Origin of the sequence: Janthinobacterium sp. BJB304, from assembly GCF_002735765.1 — a bacterium.
In the GTDB taxonomy this organism is placed as follows: domain Bacteria; phylum Pseudomonadota; class Gammaproteobacteria; order Burkholderiales; family Burkholderiaceae_D; genus Janthinobacterium.
Map to the genome: position 1 here is coordinate 13,441 of NZ_PDZN01000013.1, position 12,727 is coordinate 26,167.

Sequence of the window (12,727 nt, forward strand, 5' to 3'; positions counted from 1 at the left end):
AAGTGTAAAATGTCGGGCATACCAAAAATTGGTATTTACCCCCAGGAAACTCCAGATGATCGACCATTCACAAAAACCCAAACATAGCAAACTGCATCCCCTGTCCGCCTTCATCTTCATGTCGCGCTGGCTGCAGCTGCCGCTGTACCTGGGTTTGATACTTGCCCAATGCGTGTACGTATTTCATTTCTGGGTGGAACTGTCGGACCTGATCGGCGCCGTGTTCGGCAATGACGCGGCCCTGCAGCACGTCTTGACGGCCGTGGCCGTACCGGGCGGCGCCCTGCCGACCAAGCTCAATGAAGCGACCATCATGCTGGTGGTCTTGGGCCTGATCGACGTGGTCATGATCTCGAATCTGTTGATCATGGTCATCATCGGCGGCTACGAAACTTTCGTGTCGCGCATGCACCTCGACGACCATCCGGACCAGCCGGAATGGCTGTCGCATGTGAATGCATCCGTGCTGAAGACGAAGCTGGCGATGGCCATCATCGGCATCTCGTCCATCCACCTGCTGAAGACGTTTATCAACGCCAACTCGTACAAGATCGAAGTCATCATCGCGCAAACGGTGATCCACATGGTCTTCATCCTGTCGGCCATGGCGATTGCGTACACGGACCGCATCATGACCGTGACGCAGAACCAAGCCAGGGCGCCCCACTAAGTTCTGGCGCTCCCATACTGATTAGCAAACAGCATCAAAGTCTTACCCTTCTTATCCACCGCGAGAACACCATGACTGTCATAAAGCAAGAAGACCTGATCGAATCCGTCGCCGCAGCGTTGCAGTACATTAGCTACTACCACCCTGCTGATTACATCGAGCACCTGGCGCGCGCCTACGCGGCCGAGCAAAGCCCGGCGGCAAAGGATGCGATCGCGCAAATCCTGACCAACTCGCGCATGTGCGCGGAAGGCAAGCGTCCTATCTGCCAGGACACGGGTATCGTCAACGTCTTCCTGAAAATCGGCATGGGCGTGCGCTTCGAAGGTTTCAGCGGCACCGTCACCGACGCCGTCAACGAAGGCGTGCGCCGCGCGTACAACTTCGACGACAACAAGCTGCGCGCCTCCATCGTGGCCGACCCGCATTTCGACCGCAAGAACACCAAGGACAACACGCCAGCCGTGGTGCACATGGAACTGGTCGAAGGCAATACCGTCGACGTGAAAGTCGCTGCCAAGGGCGGCGGCTCGGAAAACAAATCGAAGATGATCATGATGAACCCGTCCGATTCGCTGGTGGACTGGGTCATGAAAACCGTGCCGACCATGGGCGCCGGCTGGTGCCCGCCCGGCATGCTGGGCATCGGCATCGGCGGCACGGCCGAGAAAGCCATGCTGATGGCAAAAGAGGTGTTGATGGAAGACATCGACATGTTCGAGCTGAAACAACGCGGCCCGCAGAACAAGCTGGAAGAACTGCGCATCGAGCTGTGCGACAAGATCAACTCGCTGGGCATCGGCGCGCAAGGCCTGGGCGGCCTGACGACCGTGCTCGACGTGAAAATCATGATGCACCCGACGCACGCCGCGTCGAAGCCGGTCGCCATGATCCCGAACTGCGCCGCCACGCGCCACGGCCACTTCGTGCTGGACGGCTCCGGCCCGGCCTACATGACGCCGCCATCGCTGTCGTCGTGGCCGGAAGTGCACTGGACGCCGGACACGGAAAAATCCAAGCGCGTCGACCTGAACACCCTGACGAAAGAAGAAGTCGCTTCGTGGACGCCGGGCCAGACCTTGCTGTTGAACGGCAAGATGCTGACGGGCCGCGACGCCGCCCACAAACGCATCCAGGACATGCTGGCCCGTGGCGAAGAATTGCCGGTCGATTTTAAAAACCGCGTGATCTACTACGTGGGTCCCGTCGATCCGGTGCGCGACGAAGCCGTCGGCCCGGCCGGTCCGACGACCGCCACGCGCATGGACAAGTTCACCGACATGATGCTGGAAAAGACGGGCCTGATCGCCATGATCGGCAAGGCCGAACGTGGCCCGGTCGCCATCGAATCGATCCAGAAGCACCAGTCGGCTTACCTGATGGCCGTGGGCGGCGCCGCCTACCTGGTGTCGAAAGCCATCAAGCACGCCAAGGTGCTGGGCTTTGCCGACATGGGCATGGAAGCGATCTACGAATTCGATGTGGTCGACATGCCGGTGACGGTGGCCGTCGATGCGAAGGGCACGTCGGTGCACAACACGGGCCCGAAAGAGTGGCAGGCGAAGATCGAGCAACTCAATAGCGTCAGCAAGATTCCCGTGACGGTCGCTTAAACAAGCTCTACCATAGACGCCGCGCGGCAACACAGCGCGGCGTTTTTTTATCTTCTTCGGCTTTATATGACTTCTATTGCAAGCACTGCCCGCCCAGACGCGCCCATCGGCATTTTTGACTCCGGCGTGGGCGGCCTGTCGGTGCTGCGCCATATCCGCGCGCAGCTGCCACAGGAAGATTTGATTTACTTTGCCGATTCCGCCTACGCGCCATATGGCGACAAGACGGAACAGCAAGTGATCGACCGTTCGCTGGCGATCACCGCCTTCTTGTTGCAACAAGGCGCCAAGGCACTGGTGGTGGCGTGCAACACGGCCACCATCGCCGCCATCAAGGCGCTGCGCGCGCGCTATCCCGACCTGCCCATCGTCGGCGTCGAGCCGGGCCTGAAGCCGGCGGCCAGCATCAGCCGCAACGGCAAGATCGCCGTGCTGGCAACGGAACGTGCCTTGCGCGGCGACAAGCTGCTGGCCCTGCGCGAGCAGGTGAGCGCAGCCACGGGCGCCACGTTCATCTTGCAGCCCTGCATCGGCCTGGCCGACCGCATCGAGCAGTGCGAACTGGGCCACGACCCGTTCGACGCCACCAGCGCCATGCTGGAGCGCTACATCGCCCCCATGCTGGAACAAGGCGTCGACACCCTGGTGCTCGGCTGCACGCACTACCCCTTCGTGCAGGACGCCATCGTACGCACGGTACGCGCGCATACGCAGGAAACGATCACGCTGGTGGACACGGGCGACGCCGTGGCGCGCCAGCTGGCCCGTTTGCTCGACGCGGCAAGCTTGCGCCGCATCAACAACGATGCGCCCCAGCTGCAAGGCTACACGACGGCCAAGGTCGAATCCCTGGCGCAAGCCTTCGCCGGCTTGCTGGACTTGCAGCCGCCCGTCGCGCACCTGTCCGTGTGAGCCAAAACAGGCGTTTTCATGCAATCTTTCGATTCTTGAAAAAAGACTGCATTTAGATTTGCCACTTTGCCGAGTTCTTTGTATAATTCGGCACCTGTTCAGCAAAACAGCTAAACAGGCAAGTAAGACAGTGGTGGCTGTAGCTCAGTTGGTAGAGTCCAGGATTGTGATTCCTGTTGTCGTGGGTTCGAGCCCCATCAGCCACCCCACAGAATTAGCGGTAAATAAAAGGGTTACATGCTTCGGCTTGTAACCCTTTTTTCATTTCCGCGCACATGCATGAGGCAGCTGCAGCCCTCGCCTGCGCAGCATGCCAGGCAAACGCATCAGCTAACAAAGCCAGCCTGCGCGCGGCAGTCAAACTTGATGCATACGCTTGATTTTCCGTATCCCAAAGAATACACTGGTATATGTGAAAAGCATCCATACCACCGCCACGTTCGATGACTGGTTCAGCAAGCTGAAGGATCGGAAAGCTTTTTTCCGCATTCAGGCTCGTATCGATCGTGCCGAAGATGGCAACTTCGGCGATTGCAAGCCTGTCGGTGGCGGTGTTTCGGAAATGCGAATTGATTGTGGCCCCGGTTACCGTGTTTATTTCATCCAGCGTGGCATGGAAATAATCATCCTTCTCGCTGGCGGCGACAAATCAACGCAAGCGAAAGATATCAAAACGGCGCAGCAGCTCGCGCAAACACTCCAGGAGGTCTGATGGCACAAAAGCTCAACAAGTGGGATAGCGCACAGCACCTCAAAACCGAAGAGGATATCGTCGCCTACTTTGAAGCTTGCCTGGAAGAAGCTGGCGACGACGCATCCTTCATCGTCAAAGCGCTTGGCAATATTGCCAAGGCGCGTGGCATGACGCAACTTGCCAAAGACACGGGATTGGGACGGGAAAGTTTGTACAAGGCGCTGTCCGGCGAAGGCAATCCGAGCTTCGACACCATTTTGAAGGTGACGCATGCACTCGGTTTGCAATTCCGCGCCGCAGCGCTGGACACTTGATCCCTCATCCACCAGGGCAAGGGAAAACCTATCCCGCCAGCACCGACTGCACCGTCGTCGCTAGGTCGTCCAGACGCACGGGCTTGACGAGGAAGTGGCGGAAGCCCACGGCCAGCGCGTCGTCCATGTACATGGGCAGGCTGTGGCCGGTGACGGCGATCAGCACGGCGTTGGCCGTTTCGGGATTGTGATGCAGGCGGCGGCCGATTTCGATGCCGCTGATGCCGGGCATTTCGATGTCGAGGTAGACGGCATCGGGCACGCACAGCTTGACTTGCTCGATGGCCATCTGCCAGTTGCGCACCACCACCGCATGGTGGCCCAGCGCTTCGAGCAGCATGGCCAGCGATTCGCCCACTTCCTGGTTGTCGTCGACCACCAGCAGATTCAATTTGCGCGCAGCACTTGCCGGTTGGTCGCCCTGGCGGCGTTCCACGGAGGAATCGCCTGGTGTCGTTTCAGTTGTCTGGCTCATTGTACGTTCACGTCTGACGGCTGCAAAAGCGGCAGTATACAAGAGCACGCAGAATGCCGCCGCACCCCAGCAATGGTGCCAAGCAGCAATCCAAACTCCTCCCTGTACCGCGCCAGCAACACTTCCCGCCTTTCTCCAGGCAAAGCTCATCCTACGCAGTTTGCGCAATTGACGGATAAAATGAGAATCATTATCATTCTTATCCCCTTGCGCCGGATGTCCACGCCACGATGTTGTCGCGCCGCCCGATTGCCCGCGCAAACATTGTCATTACGGAGATCCATGCATGGCTGCCACACCTGTCACACTGCCCTTTTCGCTTCGCCCGTGCGCGCTGGCCATCGCCCTCGCCTGCCTGGGCGCCCGCTTGCCGCGCAGGCGCAGGACGCCAATAGCGCCGACAATGCCGGTCCCATCCTGGAGTCGATTCAGGTCAGCAGCAACTTGCTGGGCACCAGCATGGCCGCCAGCACGAAGAATTTCGCGGGCGCCCGCACCGTGGTGCAGAAGGATGACATCGAAAACTCGGGCGCGACCAGCCTCAGCGACGTGATGCGCCGCATTCCCGGCGTGCAGATCAGCGACAATTCGGGCAGCGCCGGCAGCGCCATTTCGCTGAACATCGGCGTGCGCGGACTGGCCGGGCGCTATTCGCCGCGCAGCACGGTGTTACTTGACGGCATTCCGATGTCGGTGGCGCCGTATGGCCAGCCGCAACTGTCGTTCGCGCCCGTCAGCCTGGCCAATGTCGAGACGGTCGACGTGGTGCGCGGCGGCGGCGCCGTGCGCTTCGGCCCGCAAAACGTGGGCGGCATCATCAATTTCAAGACGCGCCGCGTGCCCACCACGCCAGGCATCACGGGCGACGCCACGGTGCGCTACAACACGTACAGCGAAGTGGGCCACAACACGCAGGCCAGCGTGTTTGCCGGCACCCAGCTCGACAGCGGCCTGGGCCTGGCCGTGCTGTATTCGGACATCCGCGGCAGCGACTGGCGCGTGGGCAGCGATGAAAAAGTCAACGACTTCGCCCTGAAGTTCCGCTACGACCTGAGCCCCACGGACGAGGTGTACGGCAAGCTGTCCTACTACGACGTGACGTCGCGCACGCCGGGCGGCCTGACCGCGGCGCAATACAAGCAGGACCCGTTCCAGAACACGCGCCCCACCGACTTCTGGAGCGGCGAGCGCAAGGCCTTCGACATCGGCTACCTGAATGCCATGTCGAACACGCAGGAATTCGAAGTGCGCGCCTACTACAACAAAAGCTCGCGCGAAAGCACCTTGATCAGCGGAAAAAACCTGGGCCACCAGCCGCGCAACTATGAAACGACAGCCATCGAGCCGCGCTACACGCAGCGTTTTATCACCGGCAAGGTCTCGCAGGACGTCACCGTCGGCTACCGCTACCTGGCCGAGCGCGCCGACGAGGCCATCTATAATGTGGTCATCGCCAGCGGCGTGCAACAAAAGCCGACGCGCTTCGCCGACAATGCCACCGATGCGCAGGCCGTGTATATCGATGACAAGATCGCCATCGACGCCTGGCGCATCACACCGGGCGTACGCTACGAACACATCAAGACGGAACGCTTCAACCATTTGCCGGTCGACCAGAAGATCGAACTGCTCAACAACAAGGCCCTGCCCTCGCTGAACGTCGCCTACTTGCTCAATAACAACGTGACCCTGTTCGGCAACTACAACAGCTCGTTTGGCGCCGTGCAAAATACGCAGCTCAATGCGCAGTCGAGCAAGAATCCGTTGCAGCCGGAACTGGCGAAAACAGCCGAGCTGGGCGCGCGCTGGAAGAGCAGCCAGCTGTCGGCCGAAGCGACCTTGTTCAACATCAAGTTCGACAACCAGATCCAGTCCGTGGGCAGCGGCGAGAACGTCGTCTTCTACAATGTGGGCGCCACGCACCACCGCGGCCTGGAAACGGCCGTCGACTACCGCTTCGACAAGTCCGGCCCGCTGGCCGGCTTGAACGCCTATGCCACCTACACCTATACCAAGGCGACCTTGCAGGATGGTGCGAACGCGGGCAACGACGTGCCCTTCTATTCGCGCACCACGGATACCGTCGGCGTCCACTATCAGCTGGGCGCCTGGGGTGTTGATTTGTCGAGCAGCCATCAGAGCCGCCAGTTCGCCGACGAGGCGAATACCGTGGCGGAAAACACGGCCGGCAGCCTGGGCGTGATTCCCGGCTTCCGTACCTGGAACACGCAAGTGAAATGGACAGTGCCGGGCCAGAAGGGCCTGGAACTGGTCGCCGGCGTCAACAACCTCGCCGACAAGCGCTACTTCACGCGCACCTCGGATGGCAACCTGGGCAAGCTGGTGGGCGCGCCGCGCATGGTCTACCTGCAGGGCCGCCTGGCGTTCTGATGCCTGCGCACGCAGGTGCCTATCGAATCGATATGCCGCTACGCACGGCAGTTACCTGAAAAAAACCTGCATCGTTGTTGTTACGATGCAGGTTTTTTTACGTCCCGATGTCACAAAAATACCGTGACGCAAGCAAGTTCAACGTCGCGTTCGCCCTGGACCGCTAGAGCAATTCATTCATCGAGGAAATTAATTTCCACATGGATACAAATGATTTCACAATTGCAAATAATTTTAGCGAGCACGTGTTCTTTTTGTGAGTTTTGGTGATATTCTTTAAATGTCATTTAAGAAATCAAATTATCCTTTAATCAATCAAACGAGAGCCCATGAAAACGCCAGCCACCCTCCTGAAGATCGCCGCACTGGCCACCCTGGTCACCGCTGGCGCCGCCAACGCCGCGACCGAACTGGTGGTCAATGGCAGTTTCGAAAACAATGTCATCGCCTCAGCCTGGGCCCCGCTCAGCAGCGTGACAGGCTGGACTTCATCGGCCAGCGGCAATTCGGCCTTTGAAATCCAGAAAGGCGCCACGCAAGGCGGCCAAGGCGGATTCAACCCCGTCGCCGCCAGCGGCACGCAATACCTGGAACTCAATACGGACCGCCTGACGTCGGTATCGCAAGCGATCGCCACCACGGCCGGCAGCACCTATGCGCTGTCGTTTGCCTACTCGGGTCGTCCCGATACGGCGGGCGGCGCGAACAGCCTGATGAATGTCTACTGGGGTTCGACCCTGCTGACGCCAACGGCATTGATCGGCAACACGAGCGGCGTGTGGCAAACCTACAGCCAGAACGTGACCGCACTCGGCTCGTCGAGCCTGCTGCGTTTCGAATCGATCGGCCCCGTCTCCGCACCGACCTATGGTTCCTACCTGGACAACGTCTCGGTGACGGCCGCCGTGCCGGAACCTGAGACCTACGCCATGATGCTGCTGGGCCTGGGCTTGCTGGGTTTCATGGCACGCCGCAAGACAGCCGCCTGAGTCCGGACAGGCGCCGCGCAACAGCCGTCCCGCCGTTTGGCCGGGCGGCTTTTTCACGTCCGAAGAAGCGTGCACTGCCGCATTAAATGTTGCCCAAAAGAATTAAATTGGCGCTACAATAGCGGGGTATCAAGCAATGCCAAGCATCGCTCCGCCAGGGCCCCTACCCCGCCCTGATCATCAGCACGCATTTTTTGAACAGGATGACTGGCGCTGCCGGACCCGATTGCGCTCCCGGCACGGCCACCACACACGCACCATGTCTGCAGAAAAAACCATTACCGAAACGAGCTCCTACGGCAAGGAAACACCCGTGGGACGTCCCGACATCGATGGCCGCGCCGGCATTTTCGTGCCCACGGCGGAATTCGACATCAACAACACCACCACCATCCGCAAAGGCGCGGGCATTGTCGGCTTCGGCAACCTCGACGGCACCCTGACCGTGTACTTCGAAGCGAACCGCTTCGACGAAAGCAATCTGCACAAATGGGAACACAAGGCGCGCAAGGCATATGACCGCATGGTCATGGGAGCCCCCACGGTGTCGAAGGCGAAGATCGACGCGCGCATGCTGGAACAGGTCGGCATCATCGATGGCATGGGCATCAATCTCAAGCATCCGGAACGCCTGACGCACTGGCTGGCGATTTCGAACGTGCCGGACACGGCGCCGGAAGAGCCGGTGCTGCGCTGGAAAAACCGCTAAGTAATCCTCAGGAAATTATTGTGAAGTTATGACGAATAGAACCGGATGCTATGCAAGGCGCCCGCTGCGACGCAGTGCGAGCACTGCTAGCAGTGGGCAACACCGCAGAGCGCCGGTTATAGAAGTCAGAAATCGCAATAATTTATTGGGGGTTACTTAGGCCGCCGGAGAGCGAGGCGGGGCCTCAGGGACGAGGTGTTGTCCTACATCGTGGCGGACATTCATCCGATGCCCGAGAGCATTTATTCGACCTATGATGAAAGCCTGACAACCCACCTCACACCATTCAGGAGTACGACATGTCCCGCCTCATCCCGATCAGCTTTGGCGCCTTGCAAATAGGTCTGGCAGCGGCGGCGATGTATATCCTGTGCTCGGCGGACGTGCTGCACCAGAGTTCGGTATATTTCCACTGATTCAGCTTCGCGGCGCTAGTCGTCATCGCCAATGAGAAAGCGCGCCGTGCTTTACGAAGCACGGCGCGCTTTCTCACGCCAGAAGGACTACGCCCCGCGTCTAGCGGCGGCCGCGGTAATGCCCGTGTCCACCCCAGCCGCCGCGGTGTCCGCCATAGCGCCCAAAGCCAAACATGAAGTCCAGCCCGATCGATACGGGCGGATTGTAATAATACGGTTGCGGCGCGTACACGGGCGCCGGCACATACACGGGCTGCTGCACGTAGACAGGCGACTGCTGCACGTAGACGGGCTCATTCGTGTATTCCACGCGCGGCGCGCTCATCACGCGGCCCGACTGCACCGGCTCGGACGAGACCGTATGCCATTCATAGGGATTGTAGGCCCCCTGTGGCGCGCGCGAACCGTAATACGCGGGCCCTGGCGGGGCCACGACGCAGCCACCCAATGCGGCCAGCGAAATTACTGCCAACAGGGTTTTCATCGCAATTCTCCTAATATGTACTACCTCAAGTAAGTACTATAAGAAATTACGCCGTGCTTTGCTGTGCTTTTACCGATTGTTACACCCCGACGCACGCCGCAACATGAAATGTGGCAATGGCGCCACAAGCGGCCCATGCGCCATGTTTCCTCAGATAAATGGAATGTCGCACGTGTCGATGGCCTTGCCTGCCGCATCGTAGCGCTGCACGCACACCTGGTAGCGCACGCCGTAATCGAGCTCGACCTGCTCGACCTTGCCATACTTCAATTTCCAGCTGGGCTGCACACGCTGCATGCCCGCCAGTGCCGGCACGTCCTGCGGTATCGCCATCGCCGTTTGCGTCTCACCCTGGCGCGCATCCTGGCGCCGCGCCACGTCGATCGCAACGTTCACGGCCAGGTCGACGCCGCCGTCCGCATAGGCCAGCTTCGGCGCGCTGCGCTGCGCCCGCATCACACCCCAGCTGCAAGCCTTGCCGCCGGCCTCGCATTGCTTCAATTGCGCCAGCGGAAAATATTCAGGGGCAATCTTGCCATCCTTGATGGGCCAGCTGGTGCGTACACCGTCGCGCTTGCCCGTCAGGGGATTGTCCCAGCTCAGGCTGTTGACAACGGCGACGGTCTGCCCCGCCTGCAAGCCCACGGGCGTGCCCAGGGAAGCGCAGGCGGAAAGCAGCAAGCCGGTGGCCGCCAGGGAAGAAAGTGTCAGGATGCGCTGCATGGTAGGCCTCTTGTGATGGGATATCCCGAAGGTATGTTTCGAGGGTAACAGAATCGGGGGCGGCAGCGCCGTTGGCTGCCGCACATAACAATACGGGCGGCACCCTCGCAGGCGCCGCCCGTAGCGGATACGGTCATGCCGGGAGACGCGCTCCCGGCAGTGCCTGGATCAGTCCAGCTTCCAGGCGTAGTCGACCTTGGTCCAGGTTTGCGCAGGGGAACCATCCTTGGTGCCCGGCTTGAACTTGCATGCGGACAGGGCCTTGATGGCGGCCTTGTCCAGGTTCTTGAAGCCGCTGCTCTTCTCGACTTTCGAATCAGCAACGCTGCCATCGGCATTGACCAGGAAGGACATCGACACGGTGCCTTGCTCTTCGTTCATCAACGAGGCTTTCGGATAGTCGGCCTTGCAGTTCTTGGCATCGAACGACGCCGGCACCTCGGCAGCGAAGGCTGCGGAAGAAACGGACACCAGCAAGGCTGCTGCAACACTCATCAAACGCTTATTCTCAAACATGTGCTTCCCCATGATTATCAGATACGGTAATTACAACTTCCTGTGCGCTGTTGACCGCGCTTAAAACTCTTCCCACTCGTCATTGCTGGTGCTGCCGGCCCCTGCCGCCTTGCGTGGCGCCGCGGCAACCACGGGAGCGGACGCTTCGGTCTTGCGGGTCAGCGATTTCACCGGACGCAATGCGGGCGCCGGCTTGCGCACGGCCGCTGGTGCGGCAGCCACGGGTGCCGGCGCCGGCACAGACGCCGCTGCCGGTTTCTCTTCGCCTTCGACCAGCTTGAAGATGCTGACCACGTGCGCCAGTTCGGCCGCCTGGTCCTGCAGGCTTTGCGCCGCGGCGGCTGCCTGTTCCACCAGGGCGGCATTTTGCTGCGTCATGCCGTCCATCTCGATGATCGACAGGTTGACCTGTTCGATGCCGGCGCTTTGTTCCTGGCTGGCACTGGCGATCTCGCTCATGATGTCCGTCACGCGGCGCACGCTGTCGACCACTTCGCCCATCGTCACACCAGCCTGGCCGACCAGACGCGTACCGCGTTCCGTCTTCTCGGCCGAATCGTCGATGAGGATCTTGATTTCCTTCGCGGCGCCAGCGGAGCGCTGGGCCAGGTTGCGCACTTCGGACGCCACCACGGCAAAGCCGCGGCCTTGCTCGCCGGCACGTGCCGCTTCCACGGCCGCGTTCAGCGCCAGAATATTCGTCTGGAAGGCGATGCCGTCGATCACGCCGATGATGTCGACAATCTTCTTCGCCGACTCGTTGATCGAGCTCATGGTGTCAACCACTTGCGACACGACGGAGCCGCCCTTCAGGGCCACGTCCGACGCGGTCGCGGCCAGCTTGTTCGCTTCCCGTGCATTGTCCGCATTCTGTTTCACGGTCGAGGTCAGCTCTTCCATCGCGGACGCCGTTTTTTCCAGCGCGCTGGCCTGCATTTCCGTGCGCGACGACAGGTCGATATTGCCGTCGGCAATTTCACGCGATGCCGTGCCGATGGTTTCCGTACCGACGCGCACCTGGCCGACGATGCCCACCAGGCTGTTGCGCATTTCCTTCATTTCCGCCAGCAGGCTGGAATTGTCCGATGGCTGGGTGTGGATGCCGATCGACAGGTCGCCATTGGCGATGCTGCCGGCAATCGATGCCGTGTAGTCAGGCTCGCCGCCCAGCTGTTTCAGCAGGCCGCGGGTAATCACCAGTGCCGCCGCCACGCCCATCGCCACGGCCAGTACGCCGAGGATGATCATGAACAGGCGCGCGCTGTCGAAGGCCTTGCGGGCATCCGACTGCATCTGTTCATTGAGCTTGTCTTCCAGGGTGGCCAGTTGCTCCAGCGCTTCCATCCATTTTTTCTGCACCGGGCGGATTTCCTTGATCATCACGCGCGTGGCGCCTTCCGCATCGTTGGCCATCCACAGTGCGGATGCCTTGGCGATGGCCGGCATGGCGGCCGCTTCGTATTCCTTGATCGACGCGAGCAGGGTTTTTTCTTCGGCAGTCGACTCGACGGCGAATTTCTCTTCAAGCTTCTTCTGCGTTTCCTGATAGGTGCTCGTCTGCGTCTTGATACGCGCCATTTCCGGCTCCATATCGCTCGCGTCGGTCATCAGGGTGAGGATGCGCAGCGAGGTGATGCGGTCGCTGACGTTGCCACGCATATCGATCACCAGGCGGGTGACGACATTGTTGACATTGATCACGTGATCGAGACGTTCCTGGATTTGCGCCATGCGCGCGATGCCGAGGACGGTCACGGCCACCAGCAGAACCAGTACCAGGGCGAAACCCAGGCCCAGGCGGGTACCAACCTTCATTTTTGC

At 60.3% G+C, this 12,727-nt stretch carries 13 protein-coding genes and 1 tRNA gene; 9 read left to right on the forward strand and 5 right to left on the reverse strand.

From position 1 onward, the window contains the following. Positions 1-55: 55 nt before the first annotated feature. The 6 genes from CSQ95_RS16275 to CSQ95_RS16300 all read left to right on the forward strand — a co-directional run bounded on the left by CSQ95_RS16275 (position 56) and on the right by CSQ95_RS16300 (position 4,203). The gene (locus tag CSQ95_RS16275) at positions 56-670 is read left to right on the forward strand and encodes a YqhA family protein (RefSeq protein WP_070218187.1); all 615 of its coding nucleotides are present in this window, start codon (positions 56-58) and stop codon (positions 668-670) included. A gap of 71 nt (positions 671-741) precedes the next feature. Next, positions 742-2,283, forward strand: coding sequence for a fumarate hydratase (locus CSQ95_RS16280; RefSeq protein WP_070218188.1), 1,542 nt, complete (start codon positions 742-744; stop codon positions 2,281-2,283). Between the two features lie 66 nt (positions 2,284-2,349). Then, positions 2,350-3,195 (forward strand): glutamate racemase, encoded by an 846-nt coding sequence (gene murI, locus CSQ95_RS16285; RefSeq protein ID WP_099410260.1) that lies wholly within the window; start codon positions 2,350-2,352, stop codon positions 3,193-3,195. A gap of 133 nt (positions 3,196-3,328) precedes the next feature. Then, a tRNA-His gene (locus CSQ95_RS16290) sits at positions 3,329-3,404 on the forward strand. A gap of 203 nt (positions 3,405-3,607) precedes the next feature. After that, a complete protein-coding gene (locus CSQ95_RS16295; RefSeq protein WP_099410349.1) occupies positions 3,608-3,907 on the forward strand; it encodes a type II toxin-antitoxin system RelE/ParE family toxin in 300 nt (99 codons plus the stop codon). Beyond that, the gene (locus CSQ95_RS16300) at positions 3,907-4,203 is read left to right on the forward strand and encodes an addiction module antidote protein (protein WP_099410261.1); all 297 of its coding nucleotides are present in this window, start codon (positions 3,907-3,909) and stop codon (positions 4,201-4,203) included. The genes CSQ95_RS16295 and CSQ95_RS16300 overlap by 1 nt, the downstream gene beginning before the upstream one ends. A 28-nt stretch (positions 4,204-4,231) precedes the next feature. Here CSQ95_RS16300 and CSQ95_RS16305 read toward each other — a convergent pair whose 3' ends face one another. Beyond that, entirely contained in the window at positions 4,232-4,678 is a 447-nt protein-coding gene (locus tag CSQ95_RS16305) for a response regulator (protein WP_180279075.1), read from the reverse strand. Between the two features lie 282 nt (positions 4,679-4,960). Between CSQ95_RS16305 and CSQ95_RS16310 the strand changes: the two genes are divergently transcribed. The 3 genes from CSQ95_RS16310 (at position 4,961) to CSQ95_RS16320 (ending at position 8,767) form a co-directional block, all read left to right on the forward strand. After that, entirely contained in the window at positions 4,961-7,069 is a 2,109-nt protein-coding gene (locus tag CSQ95_RS16310) for a TonB-dependent siderophore receptor (RefSeq protein WP_099410263.1), read from the forward strand. A 329-nt stretch (positions 7,070-7,398) separates the two neighbouring features. Continuing rightward, on the forward strand, positions 7,399-8,058 hold the full coding sequence (locus CSQ95_RS16315) for an FxDxF family PEP-CTERM protein (protein ID WP_070218193.1): 660 nt from the start codon (positions 7,399-7,401) through the stop codon (positions 8,056-8,058). 259 nt (positions 8,059-8,317) lie between these two features. Then, complete coding sequence (locus tag CSQ95_RS16320) at positions 8,318-8,767, forward strand: hypothetical protein (protein WP_070218194.1); 450 nt, start codon at positions 8,318-8,320, stop codon at positions 8,765-8,767. 516 nt (positions 8,768-9,283) lie between these two features. Here CSQ95_RS16320 and CSQ95_RS16325 read toward each other — a convergent pair. The 4 genes from CSQ95_RS16325 to CSQ95_RS16340 form a co-directional block, all read right to left on the reverse strand. After that, the gene (locus CSQ95_RS16325; protein ID WP_099410264.1) at positions 9,284-9,667 is read right to left on the reverse strand and encodes a hypothetical protein; all 384 of its coding nucleotides are present in this window, start codon (positions 9,665-9,667) and stop codon (positions 9,284-9,286) included. A 150-nt stretch (positions 9,668-9,817) separates the two neighbouring features. Then, the gene (locus tag CSQ95_RS16330) at positions 9,818-10,390 is read right to left on the reverse strand and encodes a hypothetical protein (protein ID WP_070291161.1); all 573 of its coding nucleotides are present in this window, start codon (positions 10,388-10,390) and stop codon (positions 9,818-9,820) included. A gap of 168 nt (positions 10,391-10,558) precedes the next feature. Further along, on the reverse strand, positions 10,559-10,906 hold the full coding sequence (locus tag CSQ95_RS16335; RefSeq protein WP_070218202.1) for an energy transducer TonB: 348 nt from the start codon (positions 10,904-10,906) through the stop codon (positions 10,559-10,561). Positions 10,907-10,966: 60 nt separating this feature from the next. Continuing rightward, positions 10,967-12,721: a methyl-accepting chemotaxis protein gene (locus tag CSQ95_RS16340; RefSeq protein WP_099410265.1), complete on the reverse strand. Its 1,755-nt coding sequence runs from the start codon at positions 12,719-12,721 to the stop codon at positions 10,967-10,969. Positions 12,722-12,727: the final 6 nt, after the last annotated feature.